Raw genomic sequence first — 21271 nt, 5'->3', positions numbered from 1 at the left:
CGCCGGGCAGCCGCTCACCCTGCGGCGCCACGCCGGCTACGACCACGGCTACTACTTTATCTCCACCTTCATCGCTGACCACATCCGCCATCACGCCGGGGTGCTGAACGGATAGGCCGGCGCCACCCCCTCACCCGAAATCGCCAAGGCGATTTCGACCTCTCCCCGAGGGAGAGGTAAAATCCCCTCTCCCGTGGGAGAGGGWGGGACCCGACGCCGAAGGCGGCGGGAGGGGGTGGGGCCGTGCCGCGAAAGCGGTCTCTATGTTCTGAACACCCTCGGACTTGACAGCGTGGGGGATGAGCTTTCCCCTCGCAGCGTTTCTCATCCGTCACCAGGGAGTCCCGCCATGACCGAACCCGTGCGTGTCCTCGTCGTCGGGGTCGGCCATATGGGCCTGTCGCATGCCCTGGCCTATCATCGGCTGGACGGGTTCGAGATCGTCGGCCTCGTCGCCCGGTCGATCGCCAAGGCCGACCTGCCGGCCGAGCTGGTCGACTATCCGCGCTTCGCCGATTACGGCGCGGCCCTGGCCGAGACCCGGCCGGACGCGGTCTCGATCAACACCTATACCGACACCCATGCCGCGTTCGCGCTGCAGGCGATGGATGCCGGCGCCCATGTGTTCATGGAGAAGCCGATCGCGACCACGGTGAAGGATGCCGAGCGCGTCGTCGCCCGAGCGAAGGAGACCGGCCGGAAGCTGGTGATCGGCTACATCCTGCGCGTTCACCCGTCCTGGGTGAGGTTCATCGAGGTGGCGAAGACCCTGGGCAAGCCGCTGGTGATGCGGATGAACCTGAACCAGCAGAGCTCCGGCCCTTCCTGGACCTGGCACAAGAACCTGCTGCAGTCGCTGTCGCCGGTGGTCGATTGCGGCGTCCACTATGTCGACGTGATGTGCCAGATGACCGGGGCCAAGCCGGTGCGGGTGCATGGCATCGGCGCCAAGCTGTCCAGCGAGGTCGCGATCCACAATTACGGCCATCTGCACGTCGTCTTCGATGACGGCTCGGTCGGTTGGTACGAGGCCGGCTGGGGCCCGATGATGAGCGAGGTGGCCTATTTCGTGAAGGACGTGGTCGGGCCGAAGGGCTGCGTCTCGATCGTGGTGCCGCAGGACGGGCAGGGCGAGGCCAAGACCGACGCCATCTCCGATTCCGCCGATATCGACCGGCACACCAAGACCAACGCGCTGAAGCTGCATTCCGCCGCGATCGACGCGAACAACCACTTCGTCGACCAGGACCGCTGGATCACCATGGCCGACGAGCCCGGCCACCAGGAGCTGTGCGACCGCGAGCAGGAGTTTTTCCTGCGCGCGATCCGCGAGGATCTGGACCTGACCGACTCCATGCAGGCGGCGATCGACAGCCTGCGCATCGTGCTGGCGGCGGATGAGAGCTTCCGCACCGGCGAGGTTGTGAAGCTCAGCTGAGGACATGCCCATGGCGGCCGCGGATCACGGCGCAATTTCAAACTCCAGCGGCCCGCCTGGCGTGATCATCGTCATGGGCGTCTCCGGCTCGGGCAAGACCACGATCGGCAAGCAGCTGGCCCGCCGCATGGCCGGGGTGTTCGCCGATGCCGACAGCTTCCACCCGCCGGCGAACATCGAGAAGATGAAGGCCGGCCACCCGCTGACCGACGAGGATCGCTGGCCCTGGCTCGACGCCATGGCGGCACAGATCGGCCAATGGTTGGCGGAAGGCCAGCCGGCGGTGCTGGCCTGCTCAGCCCTCAAGCGGGTGTATCGCGACCGCCTGGTCGCCGGCCGGCCGCAGGTGGCGTTCCTGTACCTGTCGGGATCGGAGGCGGTGATCGCCACCCGCCTGGCCAACCGCAAGGGCCATTTCATGCCGCCCGCCCTGCTGCGCAGCCAGTTCGAGACGCTGGAGGCGCCGGGCGACGGCGAGCGCGTGGTGACGGTCGACATCCGCCACCCGCCGCGCCGCATCGTCGACATCGCCGCCCGCAGGCTGGGGCTGCCGGCGCCTTCCCGCGCGGCCGACGGGGCGTGATCCCGTCCGTTGGCCTCGGCGCCGCCTTGCACACCATTCGACTGATTCTTTTCTAGTCCCCCCTCCCCTTGCGGGAGGGGGGTAGGGGGAGGGGTCTGCGCGCGTCCGCGCGCGAATGCGCTAAGTGATCAACTTGCCGCTTGGCTGACTTGCCATAGCTCGGGGTGACTCTCTCTGTGAGACCCCCCTCCCCCTAACCCCCTCCCGCGAGGGGAGGGGGGACTCATTCACTTGCGGCCAGGGGTTGCCGTCATCGGCACCACCGCCGGCGCCAGCCGCTGCCGCAGCGCCGCCTCGAGATGGTCGACCGCGCGGTCCAACCGGCCGAGATGCGGGGCCCGCACCACGCTGATGGCGAAGTCGAAGCGGAAGCCGGGCAGGTCGATGCGGCGCAGCTCGTCACGTGCGGTGAAGGGGGCACTGCGCCGCGACGGCAGCACGCCGAGGCCGAAGCCGGAGCGGATCAGCGACTGCTGGATCGCCAAATCGTGCACCTCGGCCGAGATCCGCAACTCCAGCCCCTCCCGCGCGAACAGCGCCTCCAGCGCCGGCCGGACGTCGCAGGACTCGCGCGGGCTGACCACCCAGTCGCAGGCGGCGAGGTCGGCCAGGGTCGGCCGGCGCGGCAGGGCCAGGCTGCGGGCGCCGACCACCACCAGCTTCTCCTGCCCGACCACCCGGCCGGGATAGGGCGCGGCGCTCTCCTGCAGCAGCACCACCGCAGCGTCCAGCCGGCCACGATCGAGATCGGCCAGCAGCGTGTGCGCCAGCCCGCCGGTCAGGCGCAGCGACAGGCGCGGCCAGCGCTGGCGCAGGTCGCGCAGCAGCGTCGTGAAATCCGCCTCGGCGAAGGCGTGCAGCACGCCGATGCCCAGCCGCAGATCCCCTTCCGGCTCGGCCGCCTCGCCGGTGCCGGCCTTCAGCTCCTGCACCGCGGCCAGGATGGTGCGGCAGCGCTCCAGCGCCGCGAGACCGGCCGGGGTCAGGCGCGGCGGCTTGACCCGGCGGTCCAGCAGGGTGGTGCCGAGATGCTGCTCCAGCCGCTGGATCTGCCGGGTCACCGCCGGCTGGGTCAGCGGCAGCCGCTCCGCCACGCGTTGGATCGACCCGGTCTCGGCCAGCAGCACGAAGGCGCGCATCTCGTCCAACATCATGCCAAACCGGTATGAAGTTTCTGAAAACAATGAATTTGAAGATTAGCGGAGGCCGGGCGATCTCTCCAGCGCAACATCCTGGAGACAGCCATGAAGGCGTTCGTGATCGAAGAAGGCTCGGGCCTCGACCGGCTGCGCCCGGTGGAGCGGCCGGTGCCGGAGCCGCGGCGGGGCGAGGTGGTGCTGCGGATGCGCGCCGCGTCGCTGAACTATCGCGACCTGGAGATCGTGCGCGGCACCTACCATGCCGGCTTCGACCTGCCGATGGTGCCGCTGTCCGACGGCGTCGGCGAGGTCGCGGCGGTGGGCGAGGGCGTCACTCGCGTCAAGCTGGGCGACCGGGTGGCCACCACCTTCTGGCAAGGCTGGATCGCCGGCGACTTCGAGGGCATCGAACGGGCGATCCCGCTGGGCGGTCCCGGCCCCGGCGTGCTGGCGGAGTATGTCCGGCTCGACGCCGAAGGTGTGGTCGCGGTGCCGGAGCACCTGACCGACGCGGAGGCGGCGACGCTGCCCTGTGCCGCCCTGACCGCCTGGACCTCGCTGGTCGCGGAAGGCAGGATCAAGGCCGGCGACACGGTGCTGGTGCAGGGCACCGGCGGCGTCTCCATCTTCGCCCTGCAATTCGCCGTCGCCGCCGGCGCCCGGGCGATCGTCACCTCCTCCAGCGACGAGAAGCTGGAGCGGGCGCGGGCGCTCGGTGCCGCCGGCACGGTGAACTATCGCACTACGCCGGACTGGGATTCGGCGGTGCGCGACCTGACCGGCGGCCGCGGCGTCGATCACGTCATCGAGGTCGGCGGCCCAGGCACCTTCGCCCGCTCGCTGGCGGCGATCCGCACCGGCGGCCAGATCAACGTGATCGGCTATCTCGGCGGCAAGGCGGCCGAGATCAACCCGATCCAGATCATGTTCCGCCGCGCCCGCATCCGCGGCATCCCGGTCGGCTCGCGCGACAGCTTCGAGGCGATGAACCGGGCCATCGCCGCCACCGGGCTGCGTCCGGTGATCGACCGCAGCTTCCCCTGGACCGAGGCCCGCGAGGCCCTGCGACATCTCGAATCAGGCCGGCATTTCGGCAAGGTGGTGCTGGCGTTCTGAGCGGCCGTGCGGCTCCGGGCGAAATTGTCACAATTCAAGGGGTTGGCAGGCGCGGCTGGATCACTAGGTTCGGAGGAAAGCCACCGATCCCTGGAGAGACAGCCCGCCGATGCTGCGGACCTGCCGCCCCCTTCTGCTGCGTTTCGCAGCCGCTGCCGCGCTGATTCCGGCGGCGATGCCGGCTGTCCAGGCCAGGCCCGACGAGGATTACGGTGCGCCGCAGCCGCCGCAGGGCTTCATCCCCCAGGCCACGGTCACCTTCGACATTCCCGCCGATCCCGGCCCGGCCCGCTGGCGGCGGCCGCACAGGGTTTGGACCCCAACGCCGGCTGACACCTATGCCGCGGTTGATCCAGGGTTCGGGTCGGTCACCGGCCAGCGCGACGTGAAGGGCGCGGGCTCGGTCGGCGCGACGCTGCAGTCGCAGACCCCCGGCTTCGTCGCCACCACCGGCGTCACCTTCGACATCCCGGCCGATCCCTATCCCGGCTTCGCCCAGCGCTGGGACCGGACGGAGATGGCGCAACGCACCGCCACCGGCAAGGCGCAGGCCAGCTTCGGCCTGACCGACCTGCCCTGGTTCGTGCCGTTCTGGCAGTCGGCGCGGGTCGAGGCCAGCTTCGACCCGCAGGCCGGCGAAGGCACCGGGCAGCTGGCGGCGGTGCTGTCGCGGGCCTGGTCGATCGTCGGCCTGTCGGGGTCGTTCGAGGACCGCTATGCGGTGACCCGCGGCGGGCTGCTCGGCCCCGAGGCGCCGGTGACCAGCTGGGAGATCGACCGCAACACCCGGCTGGAGCTGCCCTGGCACACCACCGCCCTGCTGCTCGGCGGCCAGGTCACCAGCGCCGACCGGCGCCTGACCGGCAGCGTCGGCGCCGAGCAGACGCTGTTCGGTCCGCTCAAGGCCAGCGCCTCGCTGGTCGACATCGGCAGCGACCAGCCGGGCGTGAAGTTCACCGCCGGATTCTCCTTCAACTGGTGATCCGCGGCCGTTCCAACCGGCCGGACAGGATCATCTTGCGCTCCGCCGGCAAAGCTGAGAGAGTGGTCTAGACCACTCAGCCAGACCAGCGATCGAGACGCATGGGAACCGAGACCGCATCACGCCGCTTCAGGGGCATCGACGCCTGGGATGATGCGGAGATCCTCGACGCGCTGCTCGAATCCCAGCTCGCCGCCGTCGCTTCGGTGCGGCCTGCCCTGCCGGCCCTGGCCGCCGCCGCCGCGGATGCGGCGCCCCGGCTGCGCCGCGGCGGCCGCCTGGTCTATGCCGGCGCCGGCACCTCCGGCCGGGTCGCGGCCCAGGACGGGTCGGAGCTGTTCCCGACCTTCGGCCATCCGCAGGACCGGCTGGCCTATCTGATCGCCGGCGGCGCCACGGCGCTGAGCCGGCCGGTGGAGAATGCCGAGGATGATGCCGATGCCGGCCGGTCCGAGGCCGCGGCGCTGCGCCTCGGCGCCGACGACGTGGTGATCGGCATCGCCGCCAGCGGCGGCACCCCCTACACCCGCGCCGTGCTGCAGGAAGCAGCCCGTGCCGGCGCCCTGACCGTCGCCGTCGCCTCCAACCCCGGCGCGCCGATCTTCGGCGATGCCGCCCACGCCGTGCTGCTGGCGACGGGGGAGGAGCCGATCGCCGGCTCCACCCGGCTCAAGGCCGGCACGGCGCAGAAGGTGGCGCTCAACCTGTTCTCGACCCTGGTGATGACGCGGCTCGGCCATGTCTATGACGGGCTGATGGTCGACATGCAGCCGACCAACGCCAAGCTGAACGACCGCTCGGTCCGCATGCTGCGCGGCATCGTGCCGGTCGACGAGGCGGCGGCGCGGGCGGCGCTGGACGCGGCGGGGCAGAACGTCAAGCTGGCCGCCCTGGTGGCGCTGGGCGACAGTGCCGAGGACGGGCGCCGCCGCCTGGATGCCGTCGACGGCGATCTCCGTCGCGCCTTGGCGGCGAAGCAAGGATCTTAACGAGACAGCGGGCGGGGTGCCGCCCGCGAGCAACGGCGAAACGCCGAACAGAGGAGGCCATTGCACATGTCCCATTCATTCCTGCGCGGCGCATTCCTGGCCGGGGCGGCGCTCGTCGCCGTCTCCAGCCAGGCCCTGGCCGCGGATGCGACCCTGACCATCGAGAGCTGGCGCAACGACGACCTGAAGATCTGGCAGGACACCATCATCCCGGCCTTCGAGAAGGGCCATCCCGGGATCAAGGTGGTGTTCGCGCCCACGGCGCCGACCGAGTACAACGGCGCCCTGAACGCCAAGCTCGAGGGCGGCACCGCCGGCGACCTGATCAGCTGCCGGCCGTTCGACGCGTCGCTGGCGCTGTTCCAGAAGGGCTATCTGGCCCCGGTCACCGACCTGAAGGGCATGGACACCTTCTCCGACGTGGCCAAGAGCGCCTGGATCACCGATGACGGCAAGACGCTGTTCTGCGTGCCGATGGCCTCTGTGATCCACGGCTACCTGTACAACAAGGACATCTTCGCCTCCGAGGGGCTGGAGCCGCCGAAGACCGAGGCCGAGTTCTTCGCCCTGCTCGACAAGATCAAGGCCAAGGGCGAGGTGGCGCCGCTCGACATCGGCACCAAGGACCAGTGGGAAGCCGCGACCATGGGCTTCCAGAACATCGGCCCGAACCTGTGGAAGGGCGAGGAAGGCCGCAAGGCACTGATCGCCGGCACCCAGAAGTTCACCGACAAGCCCTATGTCGAGGCCTTCGAGGAGCTGGCGAAGTGGCGGCCGTACCTGCCGGACGGCTACCAGGCCCAGGCCTATCCGGACAGCCAGAACCTGTTCACCCTCGGCCGCGCCGCGATCTACCCGGCCGGGTCCTGGGACATCGCCGCCTTCAACGCCCAGGCCGATTTCAAGATGGGCGCCTTCCCGCCGCCGGTCCAGAAGGCGGGCGACAAGTGCTACATCAGCGACCACACCGACATCGCCCTCGGCCTGAACGCCAAGTCCAAGAATGCCGAGGCCGCCAAGGCGTTCCTGGAATGGGTGGCGACGCCGGAATTCGCCGACATCTACTCGAACGCGCTGCCGGGCTTCTACTCGCTGTCGAACCATCCGGTCACGGTCAAGGACCCGGTGGCGGCTGAGTTCCTGAGCTGGCGCAAGACCTGCGAATCCTCGATCCGCAACTCGTACCAGATCCTGTCGCGCGGCACGCCGAACCTGGAGAACGAGCTGTGGAACGTCTCGGCCCAGGTGCTGAACGGCACCATGACGGCGCAGCAGGCGGCGGACAGCATCCAGAAGGGTCTCGACTCCTGGTACAAGCCGGCCGCCAAGTGATCTGACCTCCGGCGCAGAGCGCGCGGCCCGGCCAGTCCGGACCGCGCGTCCCTGTGCCCGTATTGATAGGCTGTTCCCATGGCCAGCACCCAGACCGCTGTCGTCCTCCCCCGCGCCCAAATCGCCGGCCGCCGCGGCCGCTTCCCCTGGCACATCGTCGTCTTCCTGGCGCCTGCGACGCTGATCTACACCGTGTTCATGGTCTATCCGCTGCTCGACAGCCTGCGGCTCAGCCTGTTCACGCGGGACGATGCGGGGGTGGAAAGCTTCGTCGGACTGGCCAATTACGCGGCGCTGTTCTTCGACCCGCAATGGGCCGACCGGTTCTGGAACGCCCTAGGCAACAACGTCCTGTTCTTCGCCGTGCACATGCTGGTGCAGAACCCGATCGCGATTGGCCTTGCGGCGCTGCTGGCCCTGCCCAAGCTGCGCTTCACCAACACCTACCGCACCCTGATGTTCACCCCGACACTGCTGTCGGTGGTGATCATCGGCTTCATCTGGAAGCTGATCCTGTCGCCGACCTGGGGCGTCGCCAAGTCGATGCTGGGCACGGTCGGCCTCGGCTCGCTGTTCGCGCCCTGGCTGGGGCAGGAGCAGAGCGCGCTGATCGCCCTGGCGCTGGTCTCGGTCTGGCAATGGGTCGGCATGCCGCTGCTGCTGACCTATGCCGCGCTGCTGAACATCCCGGAGAGCCTGACCGAGGCGGCGCGGGTCGACGGCGCCGGGCAGATGACGATCTTCTGGCGCATCAAGCTGCCGCTGATCTGGCCGACCATCGGCATGGTCTCGATCCTGACCTTCGTCGGCAACTTCAACGCCTTCGACCTGATCTACGTCGCCCAGGGGGCGCTGGCCGGGCCGAACTTCGCGACCGACATCCTCGGCACCTTCTTCTACCGCACCTTCTTCGGCTTCCAGCTGCAGCTGGGCGACCCGACCATGGGGGCCGCGGTGGCGACGATCATGTTCCTGATCATCCTGGCCGGCGTCATGACCTATTTCTACCTGGTCCAGCGCCGCCTGCAGCGCTACGAGCTCTGACCGATGGCCGCCAACCGCTCTCCCCGCGTCTCGACCGCCGCCATCCATGCGGTGCTGCTGGTCTACACCGCGATCGCGCTGTTCCCGATCGTCCTGGTGCTGTTCAACGCCTTCAAGTCGCGCAAGGCGATCTTCAGCGCGCCGATGGCGCCGCCGACAGCGGACACCTTCAGCCTGGTCGGCTTCGACACGGTGCTGACCCGGTCCGATTTCGGCCTGTACTTCGGCAACAGCATCACGGTGACGCTGGTCACCCTGTTCCTGGTCGTCTTCCTCGGCGCCATGGCCGCCTGGGCGCTGTCGGAATACAGCTTCAAGGGCAACGCTGTGCTGGCGCTGTACCTCGCCGTCGGCATCATGATCCCGATCCGGCTCGGCACCGTCTCGATCCTGCGCCTGATCGTGTCGCTCGACCTGATCAACACCCTGGCGGCGCTGATCCTGGTCTACACCGCGATGGGGCTGCCGCTGTCGATCTTCATCCTGTCGGAGTTCATGCGCCAGATCCCGCAGGAGCTGAAGGATTCCGCGCGCTGCGACGGCGTTGGCGAATACCGCATCTTCTACCGCATCATCCTGCCGCTGGTGCGGCCGGCGCTGGCCACGGTGGCGGTCTTCACCATGGTGCCGATCTGGAACGACCTGTGGTTCCCGCTGATCCTGGCGCCGGGCGACGGCACCCGCACCATCACCCTCGGCGTGCAGCAATTCGTCGGCCAGTACGTCACCGACTGGAACGCGGTGCTGGCCTCGCTGACCCTGGCCATCATCCCGGTGCTGGTCCTCTACGCCTTCTTCTCCCGCCAGCTCATCGCCGGCCTGACCCAGGGCGCGGTGAAGGGGTAGGGGCGGGGTGCGAGACCCTTGCGAAAGCGGCTATCGACTTTGCCGTCTCTGGACGCTGGGCGGAGGCAGCTCGTTGTCCGTGCCCCAGGAGAGCAGCCAACGCCGCATCTCCTCATGCGGGATGTAATAGCCGGCATCCAAAGATGCCACCGCTTCCGCGACGGCGGCGCGCAGGGCAGCCGTATCGGGATCATCGGCTGGCGGCGGTAGAGGACTCTCCATCAGGAAACTGTAGACCGCCGTCGCCCGCGATGCCACGGAGGGAACCGCCCTCCGCGCCCGGCGCGGGCGGGCTCCCGAATTTTCGCAGGGCTTTCGGCTTGTCGGCAGGCGGCGGGCGGCGCTACCGTCGCCCGCCTCCACTTTCCCGGGATCCGGACCCATGGCCTTCCTCGCCGCCTCGCTCGCCCGCGTCAAGCCGTCCCCGACCATCGCCGTCACCACCAAGGCGGCCGAGCTGAAGGCCGCCGGCCGCGACGTCATCGGCCTCGGCGCCGGCGAGCCGGATTTCGACACGCCGGACAACATCAAGCAGGCCGCGATCGCCGCGATCCAGGCCGGCAAGACCAAATACACCGCCGTCGACGGCACGCCGGAGCTCAAGAAGGCCATCGCTGCCAAATTCCTGCGCGAGAACGGCCTCAAATACGAGACCAGCCAGGTCACCGTCGGCACCGGCGGCAAGCAGGTGCTGTTCAACGCGTTGCTGGCCACGCTGGACCCGGGCGACGAGGTGGTGATCCCGGCCCCCTACTGGGTCAGCTATCCCGACATGGTGCTGCTGTGCGGCGGCACGCCGGTGCCGGTGGTGTGCCCGGCGGAGCAGGGCTTCAAGCTGCAGCCGGCCGATCTCGAGGCCGCGATCACGCCGAAGACCAAGTGGCTGATCCTGAACTCGCCGTCGAACCCGACCGGCGCCGCCTACAGTTTCGCCGAGATGAAGGCGCTGACCGACGTGCTGCTGCGCCACCCGCATGTCCATGTGCTGACCGACGACATGTACGAGCACCTGGTCTATGACGATTTCAAATTCGTCACCCCGGCCCAGGTCGAGCCGAAGCTGTACGACCGCACCCTGACGCTGAACGGCGTGTCCAAGGCCTATTGCATGACCGGCTGGCGCATCGGCTACGCCGCCGGCCGGCCGGACCTGATCAAGGCCATCGCCAAGGTGCAGAGCCAGTCGACCTCCAACCCGTCCTCGATCAGCCAGGCCGCGGCGGTCGAGGCGCTGAACGGCCCGCAGGACTTCATCCCGCGCAACAACGTGGTGTTCCAGCAACGCCGCGACCTGATCGTGTCGATGCTGAACCAGTCGGCCGGGCTGACCTGCCCGCGGCCGGAGGGCGCCTTCTACGTCTTCCCGTCCTGCGCCGGCACCCTCGGCAAGAAGACGCCGGACGGCAAGGTGATCGAGACCGATGAGGATTTCGTGACCTATCTGCTGGAATCCGAAGGCGTGGCGGTGGTGCAGGGCTCGGCCTTCGGCCTGGCGCCGTTCTTCCGCATCTCCTACGCCACGGCCACCGAGGCGCTGCAGGACGCCGGCGAGCGCATCCAGCGCGCCTGCGCCGCGCTGCGCTGAGGCGTATCGGCGCCGCTGGCTCCTGCTGCGGTGTCGCGGTAACGTCGGCCTGTCCTGCTGCGAACTACAGGTGAGACCGCTCGCGGTCGGATGGTTCGGGTCAAGGAGGACAGGCCGATGCTGATCAAGCGCAATCCGGGGTGGCGCATCCCCGAAAGCCGGGCGACGCCGGAATCGGTGTATCTCGACCGCCGGCGCCTGCTGCAGGCGATGGGCCTCGGCGCCGGCCTGCTGGCCACCGCCGGTGCGGCGCTGAGCCTGCGCCCGGCCCGCGCCGCCGATCCGGACCCGACCGCCAATCTCTACCCGGCCAAGCGCAACGACCGCTATGCGCTCGACCGGCCGCTGACGCCTGAAAAGGACGTCACCACCTACAACAATTTCTACGAATACGGCTCCGACAAGGACATCTGGGAGGCGGCGCAGGAGCTGAAGATCCGGCCCTGGACCGTCAAGTTCGAGGGCATGGTCGAGCAGGAGCGGGAGGTCGACATCGACACCCTGATCCGCGCCATGCCGCTGGAGGAGCGACTGTACCGCCACCGCTGCGTCGAGGCCTGGTCGATGGCGGTGCCGTGGACCGGCTTCCCGCTGAAGGCGCTGGTCGACTACGCCAAGCCGCTGGCCTCGGCGAAATATGTACGCATGCAAACGTTCCAGAACGACGAGGCGCCGGGCTTCGGCCAGGTCTTCTACCCCTGGCCCTATGTCGAGGGCCTGACCATGGCCGAGGCGACCAACGAGCTCGCCTTCATGGTCACCGGCCTGTACGGCAAGCCGGTGCCGCGCCAGAACGGTGCGCCGCTGCGGCTGGTGACGCCGTGGAAATACGGCTTCAAATCGATCAAGAGCATCATCAGCATCGGCTTCACCGACGAGCGTCCGGTCAGCTTCTGGGAGCAGCTGCAGAGCAGCGAATACGGCTTCTGGGCCAATGTGAACCCGGAGGTGCCGCATCCGCGCTGGAGCCAGGCGAAGGAGCGGGTGCTGGGCACCGGCGAGCGGGTGCCGACCCTGTTGTACAACGGCTACGGCGAATATGTCGCCGACCTCTACAAGGGGCTGGAGAGCGAGCGCCTGTTCACCTGACCGGCGTGGCGGTTCGACAGGGGGGATGCCACCCCCATTATGCGACGGGATCATGGCACCGGCCCCAGCCGGACCATGGTCCTGTGGCCCGCCCCGGATTCTGCACAAAAAAAGGGCCGGAAACGCGTTCCGGCCCGAGTCAAACAGGGAGGCTTCACGTCTGGGAGACGCAAGGAGCCGGCAGTGCCGGACCCTTGTTCTGCTGCGCTGCAGCACGAACGCTCTTAAGATAGGCATTCTGTGAGCGAATGGTAACCAGTTTCTACCAATGCTTTTATGCGCGCATTGCATAGCTCGCTGTGAGGCATGCAGACCTTAGGAAATCCGCCATTTTCCCATGGGGTTTTGCTCAGATTTCAGGCGTTTGCTGTGTTTTTCTCGCTTTCAAGGCCTGGAAAAGCCGGCGAAAAGTCCTACAAGCGGCCCGCGCGCTCCCGGCGGCGCCATTTTTCCGGCCCGCGCGCGGAGACTCCGATATTACCTCTCCCGCTCGCGGGAGAGGTCGGAGACGCGAAGCGGCTTCGGGTGAGGGCGTTTGGCCGTGACGCCAAGGCAAGCGTTTCAGGAGGGGCAGGCCGTCCGTACGCCCACGGGCCGGACTTGCGCTTGTTAGCGGGCCGGGAAGGCCCTCACCCGGTCTCGCTGCGCGAGCCCGACCTCTCCCGCAAGCGGGAGAGGCAATACGCAAATCAACTGCCACACCCAGCGTGCGACGGGGGATGCTCCGACGATCGGACCCAAAGGCCTCAGAACTTGCTCTCGGCCACCTTGCGGACGAGGAAGTCGCGGAACACCGAGATGCGCTTGGAGTGGCGCAGCTCCTCGGCATAGACGAAATAGGCCTCGGTGGTCGGGCCGGTCACCTCGGGCAGCACCCGCACCACGTTCAGGGTCGGGTCGACCATGAAGTCGGGCAGGGCGGCGAGGCCGAGGCCGCTGCGCACCGCGCGGTAGATCGCATACTGGTTGTTGACCCGCAGCGCGATCTTCCGGCCGCCCGGCGGCGGGCTGCCGACATGGGCCAGCCAGTTGATGTCCGCGATCGGCCCGCGCGCATCGTCGCCATAGACGATGATCGAATGCTTGTTCAGGTCGTCCAGCGTCTGCGGGATGCCGTTGCGCTTGAGATAGTCGACCGATCCGAAGATGTGGATCTTCACCGTCATCAGGTGGCGCTGGATCAGGTCCGGCTGGCGCGGCGGCGTCATGCGGATCGCCACATCGGCCTCGCGCATGCCCAGGTCCAGCTCCTCGTCGTCGATCAGGACGGTCAGGTCGATGTCCGGATAGGCGGTCAGGAACTCGCGCACACGCGGCGTCAGCCAGGTCGAGCCGAAGGCGACGGTGGTGGTGATCTTCAAGGGGCCGCGGGCGTGGTCCTTGCTCTCGCTCAGCTGCGCCTCGGTCATCGACAGCTTGGCGAAGACCTCGCGCGCGGTGCGGAACAAGAGCTCGCCCTGCTCGGTCAGGATCAGGCCGCGGGCATGGCGGTGGAACAGCGGGACCTTGAGGCTCTCCTCCAGGGCGCTGATCTGGCGGCTGACCGCCGACTGGCTCAGGTTCAGCTTCTCGCCCGCATGGGTAAAGCTGCCCGCGTCAGCGACGGCGTGGAAAACGCGCAGCTTGTCCCAGTCCATTCTCCGGCACCCGTTCGTTTCTTGCGCGGGCGATGAGGGCGGGATGGTCGATATACCAGCGCTCGGCGTCGCGCCTGCGAATCACACTATATACACTATGAGGGGCACCCCCGACCCAACGCAAGCAAAGCTTGGTCCGATCGGGAACACTATTTCATCCGAATTTGATCGATAGGGGGGACGCCCCCCCTATCGTCATCGCTCTTACGAAAGCGACTTAGCCCGCGGCCGCGGCGACAGGGCGGGGCTCGCGATCGGCGATCCGGGCCAGATGGCCGGTGCCGGCATGCTCGGACAGGAAGCGCTCGGCCTCCAGCGCCGCCATGCAGCCCATGCCGGCCGCGGTGACCGCCTGGCGGTAGACCCGGTCCTTGACGTCGCCGGCGGCGAACACGCCGGGGATGTCCGTCGCGGTCGAATCCGGCGCGGTCAGGATGTAGTTGTCGGCATCCATGCGGACATGGCCCTTGAACACCGCGGTCGCCGGGTCGTGGCCGATGGCGACGAAGACGCCGTCGACCGGCAGCACGCGCTCGGCCCCGGTCCTGGTGTCGCGCAGCCGGGCGCCGGTCACCGCCTCCGGCACACCGCCGCCGACGATCTCCTCGACCGTGTGGTTCCACACCACCTCGATCTTGGGATGGGCGAACAGCCGGTCCTGCAGGATGCGCTCGGCGCGCAGCTGGTCGCGGCGATGCACCAGCGTCACCTTGGTGGCGTGGTTGGTCAGGTACAGCGCCTCCTCGACCGCGGAGTTGCCGCCGCCGATCACCGCCACCTCCTTGCCGCGGAAGAAGAAGCCGTCGCAGGTGGCGCAGGCGGAGACGCCGCGGCCCTGCAGCCGCTGTTCGCTCGGCAGGCCCATCCAGCGTGCCTGGGCCCCGGTGGCGATGATCACCGAATCGGCCTCGTAGACCGTGCCGGAATCGGCGGTGCAGACGAAGGGCCGGCGCGAGAAGTCGACCTCGGTGATCAGGTCGAACTCCAGCCGCGTGCCGCAATGCCGCGCCTGGGCCTCCATCTGCTCCATCAGCCAGGGACCCTGGACCACGTCGGCGAAGCCGGGATAGTTCTCGACATCGGTGGTGATGGTTAGCTGCCCGCCGGGCTGCAGCCCCTGCACCAGGATCGGCTCCAGATTGGCGCGCGCGGCGTAGATCGCGGCGGTGTAGCCGGCCGGGCCGGAACCGATGATCAGGACCTTGGTGCGATGGGTGGCCGGCATGGGGCGACAATCCGCTCGAGGGGAAGTGTCATCGATAGATAGCCACCGGCGGCGGCCGGGGCAAGGCGACGCGGGTCGGGGTTGCTGCCGTCGCTTGCGTCCCATGCAAGGTCGAAAAGTTTCGCGTTGCCTCTCCCGCCTGGCGGGAGAGGTTGATCGTCAGGGCAGAGTCGTCTCGAACAGTGCCCGCACCCGCTCGGCCGCCCGGGCGGTGTCGTCGAGCGGCGCATAGTCCCACTGCTCCAGCCGGCCGGCGAAGGGGCGGGTGATGCCGGCGGCGGCCAGAGCGTCGTGGAAGCGGCGGTGCTTCGGCGCCAGCTCGGCCCATTCGACGACATGCACCGGCTTGCCGGTGGTCGCCGCCTCCGAGGTCATGTTGATGCTGTCGTTGGTGACGATCACGGCATCGGCCAGCGCCAGGAAGGCGAAATAGGGGTTGGCGCCGGTGCCGTCCCAGATCCAGGCCGGCAGCCCGTCCAGCGCCCGGTGCAGCGCCGCGACCTCGCCCTCCGGCGTGCGCCGGCTGGTGGTGACCATCAGCCCGACGCCGCTGCGGGCCAGATCGGCCAGCTGGCCGGCGAGTCGCGCGACCGCGCCCTCCGGCACCGCCACCGACTTGCTGCTGCCGCCGATCAGCACCGCGGCGCGTGGTCGCGGCAGCCGGCCCAGCACCGGCTCCCATTCGGCCGCTGCGGCGGCGAGGCGGGCCGGGGTGACGAGGTTCAGCGCGCCGCTGGTGGCGCAGACATTGGGTGCTTTCAATCCGTCATGCCGGGGCGTCACGATCAGATCGAAACGCCGCGGGTTGACGCCGGGACGAAATATTTGCACAAGGCGCGTCCGATGACCGCTGGCCCGCTTCACCGCAAGGGCGGGATGCACGCTCTGCCGGCCGGCTGCGATCAGCAGGTCGGGCCAGGGCGGCCCGTCCAGCTCGAAGCCGGCGGCGGGCCGAACGGGATCGAGAAGCCGATGCCAGTTACGGCGAGCGCCGAGTCGGACCACCTTCGGGACGACGCCGAGCGCCTCCGCCAGGCCCAGGCACTGGTTCTCGTTCGCCGGGCGGCCATCCGAAACCACCCACACCTGCAGGGAGCCGATGTCGCCCGTCCCCGCGCGCGCCGCCGCGCTCATCCTGCCAAACCCTCCCCGCGACACAGGATTGCGCTTGCGCCCGGCGAAAATCCGGCAATATCCTTGCGCGTAATCACGGAAGCCCTTTCATGAGAGAACCCATGCGCCGTGTGAAGCTCGACCGCATCGACCGCCGCATCCTCCGCGACCTCCAGGACGACGGCCGCATGACGAATGTCGAGCTGGCGCGACGCGCCGGCATCTCCGCCCCGCCCTGCCTGCGCCGCGTGCGGGCGCTGGAGGAAGCGCACTACATCCGCGGTTATCACGCCGACATCAACCCCGAGGCGCTGGGCTTCGGCGTCACCGTCTTCGCCCAGGTCGGGCTGACCAGCCAGGCCGAGGCCGACCTGCGCAAGTTCGAGGAGCTGGTCGGCAGCTGGCCCTTGGTCCGCGAATGCCACATGCTGGCCGGCGAGACCGACTTCCTGCTGAAGATCGTGGCCGAGGACTGGGACAGCTACCAGCGCTTCCTGACCACCCAGCTGACCTCGGCGCCGAACGTCAACCACGTCAAATCGGCCCTGGCGATCCGCACCGCCAAGCTGCTGCCGGGCGTGCCGATCGACGTCGAAGCCAAGGACCATCATCGCGAGGAGTGATCCACGCGGATCACGACAAGCTCCTCTCGTTCTCCTAATCGGATTTACATCCCCTTCTGAGTCCCCCCTCCCCTTGTGGGAGGGGGGTAGGGGGAGGGGTCTGCGCGCGTCCGCGCGCGAATGCGAAAAGAGCAGACCTCGCCGTTCAATCCGGCGTGCAGGCGGCCAGGGCCGGGGCGAGCTGAAGCAACCCCCWCCCCCTAGCCCCCWCCCGCGAGGGGAGGGGGGACTCATTTATTCTGCGCCGGTGCCATTTCGCGGCCTCCGCCCTCTTCCGCGACCCGGGTGCCCGGCGGCGGGTGATCGAGCAGGACCCGGCGCAGCGACTCGAACTGCTCGGCCCGCGGATCGCTGTGGCGCCAGGCCAGGCCGACCATGCGCCCCGGGGGCGCGCCGGCGAAGCCGGCGTAGCTGACCAGGCCGCCGACGCTGGCCTCGCCCAGCGTCGCCAGCCGCGGGAACAGGCTGTAGCCCGCGCCGGCCGCGATCATCTGGCGCAAGGTCTCCAGGCTGGTGCTGTGGCGCTTGCCGCCGAGGCCCAGCGTGCCGCAGACCTCCAGCGCCTGGTCGCGCAGGCAATGCCCGTCCTCCAGCAGCAGCAGGCCGTCGCGCGGCAGCTCGGCGATGCGGGCGGCACCGTCCGCCGCCACCGGCCGGTCGGCCGGCTGGGCCAGCACGAAGGGCTCGAAGAACAGCGGCGCGGTGGCGATCTGCGGGTCGGCCACCGGCAGCGACAGGAACACCAGATCCAGCGCGCCGTGCCGCAGCGCCTCGACCAGCTGGTAAGTGCGGCCTTCATGCAGCACCAGCTCCAGCCGCGGGAAGGCCCGGCGCAGCGGCCGCAGCATGTGCGGGAACAGGTAGGGGCCCAGCGTCTCGATCGCGCCCACCGTCAGCGGGCCGGACAGCGGTGCGTCCAGCTCCTGCGCCAGCGCCATCAGCCGCCGCGCCTCCAGCAGCACGCGGCGGGCCTGGGCCAGGATGACCTCGCCCTTTGCCGTCACCAGCACCGCCTTCGGCCCACGCTCGAACAGCGCCAGCCCCAACGTCTCCTCCAGCTTGCGGATCTGCATGCTCAGCGCCGGCTGGCTGACGCCGCAGCGCTCCGCCGCCTGGCCGAAATGGCGCAGCTCGGCCACGGCGACGAGATATTCGAGATCGCGGAGGGAGAGGCCGGAGAGGGTCATGGAGGCAAAGCACGTCTGGTCTGGACAGCACCCCTTCACTGTCATGCCCGGGCTTGACCCGGGCATCCAGGGCGGCAAGAGCCGCTCTGCCTGGCCCCTGGATTGCCGGGTCAAGCCCGGCAATGACAGCGGAAGGGTAGGACAAGCACATTCTACGATAAGCATCGCCTATCTTCCAGATAGAGTCGATCGATTGGATCTTATCGGTCCGGTCGGCCACGCTCCGGTCAGCCACAGGAGCCAGCCATGCCGCCTCTCCCCATCCTCGTCGCCCGCCGCCGTCGCATCGCCCTGGTGCTGCTGCAGATCGGCGGCCCGGACCGGCTCGAGGCGGTCGGCCCGTTCCTGCGCAACTTCTTCTCCGACCCCGAGATCATCCGGCTGCCGCGCCTGCCGCGGGCGGTGTTGGCGCGGCTGATCGCCTGGCGCCGCACGCCGGTCGCGACCGAGATCTACCGCCAGCTCGGCGGCGCCTCGCCGATCCTGGCCCAGACCCGGGCGCAGGGCCGGGCCGTGGCGGCGCGCCTCGGCGACCTCGGCGAGGTCCGGTCCTTCGTGGCGATGCGCTACTGGCACCCCTTCGCGGCCGAAACGGCGGCGGAGCTCCGGGCCTGGCGGCCGGACGAGATCGTGCTGCTGCCGCTGTATCCGCAGTATTCGACCACCACCACCCGGTCGGCGCTGACCGACTGGGCCGCCGCCGCCCGCGCCGCCGGCCTGTCTGCCCCGACCCGGGTGGTCGAGGCCGCGCCCGCCGAGCCCGGCTTCGTCGCCGCCCAGGCCGATCTGATCCGCCGCGCATGGCCGCCCACCGGCGGGCGGCACCGGCTGCTGTTCACCGCCCATGGCCTGCCGCTGCCGATCGTCCAGGCCGGCGATCCTTATCCCGACCAGGTCCGCGCCTCGGCCGAGGCGGTGGTCGCGGCGCTCGGCATCCCCGGCCTCGACTGGCGCATCGCCTTCCAGAGCCGGGTGACGCCGCAGGAGTGGCTGAAGCCGGACACGGAGGAGGAGGTGCGGCAGGCCGGGCGCGACGGCGTCGGCCTGGTGCTGGTGCCGATCGCCTTTGTCTCCGAGCATTCCGAGACGCTGGTCGAGCTCGACATCGATTATCGTGCGGTGGCCGAGGCGGCCGCAGTGCCGTCCTTCATCCGGATCCCGGCCGTCGGCCTGCATCCGGCCTATATCGCCGGGCTGGCGGACCAGGTGCGGCAGGCGCTCGGCACCGCTTCGGTCCGACAGGCGGCGTGATGCGCCCGGCCTTGAACGCGCTGCTGGCCGACCTCGCCCGTCACGGCGCCAGCCTCACCCTGCAGAACGGCCGCGTCGGCGTGCAGGGCGACCTGCCGGCGGAGCTGCTGCTGCGGCTGCACCGCTATCGCCGCGACCTGCTGCCCCTGGTCGAACGCGGCAATCACTTATCGCGCCGATAAGAACGATCGATTTCCCTGATCGAGGCGCAGCGGCAACCCTCTTCCCATGGCGGACATCCCGCCCGACAGGAGCCCTTGATGACCACCCTGACCACCACCTTCGGCGCCCCGGTTCCCGACAACCAGAACTCCCTGACCGCCGGCCCGCGCGGCCCGGTGCTGATCCAGGACTTCCACCTGATCGAGAAGCTGGCGCATTTCAACCGCGAGCGGATCCCCGAGCGGGTGGTGCATGCCAAGGGCGCCGGTGCCTATGGCACCTTCCGCGTCACCGCCGACGTCAGCCGCTGGACCCAGGCGCGGTTCCTGGCCGAGGTGGGGAAGGAGACCGAGGTGTTCCTGCGTTTCTCCACCGTCGGCGGCGAGAAGGGCTCGGCCGATGCCGAGCGCGACCCGCGCGGCTTCGCGCTGAAGCTCTACACCGAGGATGGCAACTACGACATCGTCGGCAACAACACGCCGGTGTTTTTCATCCGCGACCCGCTGAAGTTCCCGGACTTCATCCACACCCAGAAGCGCAACCCGGCCACCAACCTCAAGGACCCGACGGCGGTGTGGGACTTCGCCTCGCTGTCGCCGGAGACGCTGCACCAGTTCACCATCCTGTTCAGCGACCGCGGCACGCCGCGCAGCTACCGCCACATGGACGGCTTCTCCAGCCACACCTTCAGCTGGATCAACGCCGCCGGCCAGCGGGTCTGGGTCAAGTATCACTTCAAGACCAGGCAGGGCATCCAGAACTTCACCGCCGAACAGGCATCGGCGATGACCGGCATCGACCCCGACCACGCCACCCGCGACCTGTTCGCCGCGATCGAGGATGGCGACGTCCCGGCCTGGAAAGTCTCGGTCCAGATCATGACCGAGGCGGAGGCCGAATCCTTCGCGATCGACCCGTTCGACCTGACCAAGGTCTGGCCGCACGCGGCGCATCCGCTGATCGAGATCGGCGAGCTGGTGCTGAATCGCAACCCGCAGAACTACTTCGCCGAGGTCGAGCAGTCGGCCTTCAGCCCGGCCAATGTGGTGCCCGGCATCTCCTTCAGCCCGGACAAGATGCTGCAGGGCCGGCTGTTCGCCTATGGCGACGCGCATCGCTACCGCCTCGGCGGCAATCACGGCCTGCTGCCGGTCAACCGGCCGCACGCCGCCGTGGCCAGCAACTACCAGCGCGACGGCGCGATGCGCTTCGACGACAACGGCCGCGGCGCCGTGAACTACGAGCCGAACAGCTTCGGCGGGCCGCAGCAGGACTCGGCGGCAGCCGAGCCGGCGCTGCCGCTGCGCGGCGCCGCCGACCGCTACGACCACCGCGCCGGCAATGATGACTACGCCCAGGCCGGCGCCCTGTTCCGGCTGCTGGATGACGGCGCCCGTGCCCGGCTCCTGGACAACCTCGCCGGCGCGATGCGTTCGGTGCCGGAGGCGATCCAGCGCCGCCAGATCGCCCATTTCACCAAGGCCGACCCGGCCTATGGCGCCGGCGTGGCCGAGCGCTTGGACCTCGCAGTCGCAGCAGCGGCCTGATCTCCGAAAGGGCGGCAGCCATGGCTCTGTGGGGCCGCCGTCCGGACTGACCCGCCATCCTCCGGGATGACGGGTCCTTTTTGTGTGCCGAGCATGATCGACAGCTTGGAGGTGAAAGTCCTCTACCCAGCCTAATGGCGGTGAAGGGTTAGCGAAGCGCAAGGGCGTCGCCGCGAGGCGGGGTCTGAAGGAAGCGTGGAGCAAAGCCGCGGCCCGATGGACAAGAACCGGATAGAAGGCCTACCCGGCCGGACGAGCGAGCAAATGATCGCGAAGTCCATAGCCATCAAAGGCCGGGGTGGTAGATCCGGCGGGCGTGCGGTGAAGGCGGTCGGTCTTACCTCGGGAGGTCTGCGTCGTGTCCTGCGGGACTGAGACGGCCG

Annotated in this window: 19 protein-coding genes; 14 read left to right on the top strand and 5 right to left on the bottom strand. The window is 69.0% G+C overall.

Annotated elements, in window-relative coordinates; translation table 11 throughout:
- Positions 1 to 349: 349 nt before the first annotated feature.
- Both AB4Z01_RS32350 and AB4Z01_RS32345 read left to right on the top strand, forming a co-directional pair.
- Positions 350 to 1438 (top strand): Gfo/Idh/MocA family protein, encoded by a 1089-nt coding sequence (locus AB4Z01_RS32350; RefSeq protein ID WP_441700412.1) that lies wholly within the window; start codon positions 350 to 352, stop codon positions 1436 to 1438.
- Positions 1439 to 1448: 10 nt separating this feature from the next.
- A complete protein-coding gene (locus tag AB4Z01_RS32345) occupies positions 1449 to 2021 on the top strand; it encodes a gluconokinase (protein WP_441700410.1) in 573 nt (190 codons plus the stop codon).
- Positions 2022 to 2248: 227 nt separating this feature from the next.
- Here the strand turns inward: AB4Z01_RS32345 and AB4Z01_RS32340 are convergent, their stop codons facing one another.
- Positions 2249 to 3160 (bottom strand): LysR family transcriptional regulator, encoded by a 912-nt coding sequence (locus AB4Z01_RS32340; protein ID WP_441700408.1) that lies wholly within the window; start codon positions 3158 to 3160, stop codon positions 2249 to 2251.
- A gap of 105 nt (positions 3161 to 3265) precedes the next feature.
- Between AB4Z01_RS32340 and AB4Z01_RS32335 the strand changes: the two genes are divergently transcribed.
- The 8 genes from AB4Z01_RS32335 to msrP all read left to right on the top strand — a co-directional run bounded on the left by AB4Z01_RS32335 (position 3266) and on the right by msrP (position 12143).
- Entirely contained in the window at positions 3266 to 4276 is a 1011-nt protein-coding gene (locus AB4Z01_RS32335; RefSeq protein ID WP_441700406.1) for a zinc-dependent alcohol dehydrogenase family protein, read from the top strand.
- 109 nt (positions 4277 to 4385) lie between these two features.
- Positions 4386 to 5258 carry a hypothetical protein gene (locus AB4Z01_RS32330; protein WP_441700405.1) on the top strand — a complete coding sequence of 291 codons (873 nt, stop codon included), beginning with the start codon at positions 4386 to 4388 and terminating at the stop codon, positions 5256 to 5258.
- Between the two features lie 101 nt (positions 5259 to 5359).
- Positions 5360 to 6247, top strand: coding sequence for an N-acetylmuramic acid 6-phosphate etherase (locus AB4Z01_RS32325; RefSeq protein WP_441700403.1), 888 nt, complete (start codon positions 5360 to 5362; stop codon positions 6245 to 6247).
- A gap of 66 nt (positions 6248 to 6313) precedes the next feature.
- Positions 6314 to 7579, top strand: a complete 1266-nt coding sequence (locus AB4Z01_RS32320) for an ABC transporter substrate-binding protein (RefSeq protein WP_441700402.1) — start codon at positions 6314 to 6316, stop codon at positions 7577 to 7579.
- A 78-nt stretch (positions 7580 to 7657) separates the two neighbouring features.
- Positions 7658 to 8623 (top strand): carbohydrate ABC transporter permease, encoded by a 966-nt coding sequence (locus tag AB4Z01_RS32315; RefSeq protein WP_441700401.1) that lies wholly within the window; start codon positions 7658 to 7660, stop codon positions 8621 to 8623.
- 3 nt (positions 8624 to 8626) lie between these two features.
- The gene (locus tag AB4Z01_RS32310; RefSeq protein ID WP_441700400.1) at positions 8627 to 9469 is read left to right on the top strand and encodes a carbohydrate ABC transporter permease; all 843 of its coding nucleotides are present in this window, start codon (positions 8627 to 8629) and stop codon (positions 9467 to 9469) included.
- Positions 9470 to 9851: 382 nt separating this feature from the next.
- Positions 9852 to 11054: a pyridoxal phosphate-dependent aminotransferase gene (locus AB4Z01_RS32305; RefSeq protein WP_441700399.1), complete on the top strand. Its 1203-nt coding sequence runs from the start codon at positions 9852 to 9854 to the stop codon at positions 11052 to 11054.
- Positions 11055 to 11171: 117 nt separating this feature from the next.
- Positions 11172 to 12143, top strand: coding sequence for a protein-methionine-sulfoxide reductase catalytic subunit MsrP (gene msrP / locus AB4Z01_RS32300; protein ID WP_441700398.1), 972 nt, complete (start codon positions 11172 to 11174; stop codon positions 12141 to 12143).
- 746 nt (positions 12144 to 12889) lie between these two features.
- On the opposite strand, the gene AB4Z01_RS32295 is transcribed toward msrP, so the two are convergent.
- From AB4Z01_RS32295 to AB4Z01_RS32285, 3 genes are all read right to left on the bottom strand, one after another.
- Positions 12890 to 13780, bottom strand: coding sequence for a LysR family transcriptional regulator (locus tag AB4Z01_RS32295; RefSeq protein ID WP_441700397.1), 891 nt, complete (start codon positions 13778 to 13780; stop codon positions 12890 to 12892).
- 217 nt (positions 13781 to 13997) lie between these two features.
- Positions 13998 to 15005 carry a thioredoxin-disulfide reductase gene (gene trxB, locus AB4Z01_RS32290; protein WP_441700396.1) on the bottom strand — a complete coding sequence of 336 codons (1008 nt, stop codon included), beginning with the start codon at positions 15003 to 15005 and terminating at the stop codon, positions 13998 to 14000.
- A gap of 159 nt (positions 15006 to 15164) precedes the next feature.
- Positions 15165 to 16139, bottom strand: coding sequence for a mitochondrial fission ELM1 family protein (locus tag AB4Z01_RS32285; protein ID WP_441700395.1), 975 nt, complete (start codon positions 16137 to 16139; stop codon positions 15165 to 15167).
- Between the two features lie 101 nt (positions 16140 to 16240).
- Here AB4Z01_RS32285 and AB4Z01_RS32280 point away from each other — a divergent pair, with 101 nt between their 5' ends.
- Positions 16241 to 16741 carry an Lrp/AsnC family transcriptional regulator gene (locus AB4Z01_RS32280; protein ID WP_441700394.1) on the top strand — a complete coding sequence of 167 codons (501 nt, stop codon included), beginning with the start codon at positions 16241 to 16243 and terminating at the stop codon, positions 16739 to 16741.
- A 230-nt stretch (positions 16742 to 16971) separates the two neighbouring features.
- On the opposite strand, the gene AB4Z01_RS32275 is transcribed toward AB4Z01_RS32280, so the two are convergent.
- Complete coding sequence (locus tag AB4Z01_RS32275; protein WP_441700393.1) at positions 16972 to 17928, bottom strand: LysR substrate-binding domain-containing protein; 957 nt, start codon at positions 17926 to 17928, stop codon at positions 16972 to 16974.
- A gap of 246 nt (positions 17929 to 18174) precedes the next feature.
- On the opposite strand from AB4Z01_RS32275, the gene hemH reads away from it, so the two are divergent.
- The 3 genes from hemH (at position 18175) to AB4Z01_RS32260 (ending at position 20888) form a co-directional block, all read left to right on the top strand.
- Positions 18175 to 19179 (top strand): ferrochelatase, encoded by a 1005-nt coding sequence (gene hemH / locus AB4Z01_RS32270; protein ID WP_441700392.1) that lies wholly within the window; start codon positions 18175 to 18177, stop codon positions 19177 to 19179.
- Complete coding sequence (locus AB4Z01_RS32265) at positions 19179 to 19361, top strand: hypothetical protein (RefSeq protein WP_441700391.1); 183 nt, start codon at positions 19179 to 19181, stop codon at positions 19359 to 19361. Before hemH ends, AB4Z01_RS32265 begins: the two co-directional genes overlap by 1 nt.
- A gap of 78 nt (positions 19362 to 19439) precedes the next feature.
- Positions 19440 to 20888, top strand: coding sequence for a catalase (locus AB4Z01_RS32260; protein ID WP_441700390.1), 1449 nt, complete (start codon positions 19440 to 19442; stop codon positions 20886 to 20888).
- The last annotated feature ends 383 nt before the right edge of the window (positions 20889 to 21271 follow it).

This window comes from Inquilinus sp. YAF38, from assembly GCF_052113205.1.
In the GTDB taxonomy this organism is placed as follows: Bacteria; Pseudomonadota; Alphaproteobacteria; order DSM-16000; family Inquilinaceae; genus Inquilinus.
The sequence above is the reverse complement of the archived record's forward strand: the minus strand, read 5'-3'. Positions and strand labels throughout refer to the sequence as shown.

Coding starts and splice junctions, on each gene's coding strand:
- AB4Z01_RS32340 (WP_441700408.1), bottom strand. CDS start 3,160: ATGCGCGCCTTCGTGCTGCTGGCCGAGACCGGGTCGATCCAACGCGTG.
- AB4Z01_RS32325 (WP_441700403.1), top strand. CDS start 5,360: ATGGGAACCGAGACCGCATCACGCCGCTTCAGGGGCATCGACGCCTGG.
- msrP (WP_441700398.1), top strand. CDS start 11,172: ATGCTGATCAAGCGCAATCCGGGGTGGCGCATCCCCGAAAGCCGGGCG.
- AB4Z01_RS32320 (WP_441700402.1), top strand. CDS start 6,314: ATGTCCCATTCATTCCTGCGCGGCGCATTCCTGGCCGGGGCGGCGCTC.
- hemH (WP_441700392.1), top strand. CDS start 18,175: ATGCCGCCTCTCCCCATCCTCGTCGCCCGCCGCCGTCGCATCGCCCTG.
- AB4Z01_RS32310 (WP_441700400.1), top strand. CDS start 8,627: ATGGCCGCCAACCGCTCTCCCCGCGTCTCGACCGCCGCCATCCATGCG.
- trxB (WP_441700396.1), bottom strand. CDS start 15,005: ATGCCGGCCACCCATCGCACCAAGGTCCTGATCATCGGTTCCGGCCCG.
- AB4Z01_RS32350 (WP_441700412.1), top strand. CDS start 350: ATGACCGAACCCGTGCGTGTCCTCGTCGTCGGGGTCGGCCATATGGGC.
- AB4Z01_RS32280 (WP_441700394.1), top strand. CDS start 16,241: ATGCGCCGTGTGAAGCTCGACCGCATCGACCGCCGCATCCTCCGCGAC.
- AB4Z01_RS32275 (WP_441700393.1), bottom strand. CDS start 17,928: ATGACCCTCTCCGGCCTCTCCCTCCGCGATCTCGAATATCTCGTCGCC.
- AB4Z01_RS32305 (WP_441700399.1), top strand. CDS start 9,852: ATGGCCTTCCTCGCCGCCTCGCTCGCCCGCGTCAAGCCGTCCCCGACC.
- AB4Z01_RS32335 (WP_441700406.1), top strand. CDS start 3,266: ATGAAGGCGTTCGTGATCGAAGAAGGCTCGGGCCTCGACCGGCTGCGC.
- AB4Z01_RS32260 (WP_441700390.1), top strand. CDS start 19,440: ATGACCACCCTGACCACCACCTTCGGCGCCCCGGTTCCCGACAACCAG.
- AB4Z01_RS32285 (WP_441700395.1), bottom strand. CDS start 16,139: ATGAGCGCGGCGGCGCGCGCGGGGACGGGCGACATCGGCTCCCTGCAG.
- AB4Z01_RS32330 (WP_441700405.1), top strand. CDS start 4,386: ATGCTGCGGACCTGCCGCCCCCTTCTGCTGCGTTTCGCAGCCGCTGCC.
- AB4Z01_RS32345 (WP_441700410.1), top strand. CDS start 1,449: ATGGCGGCCGCGGATCACGGCGCAATTTCAAACTCCAGCGGCCCGCCT.
- AB4Z01_RS32265 (WP_441700391.1), top strand. CDS start 19,179: ATGCGCCCGGCCTTGAACGCGCTGCTGGCCGACCTCGCCCGTCACGGC.
- AB4Z01_RS32315 (WP_441700401.1), top strand. CDS start 7,658: ATGGCCAGCACCCAGACCGCTGTCGTCCTCCCCCGCGCCCAAATCGCC.
- AB4Z01_RS32295 (WP_441700397.1), bottom strand. CDS start 13,780: ATGGACTGGGACAAGCTGCGCGTTTTCCACGCCGTCGCTGACGCGGGC.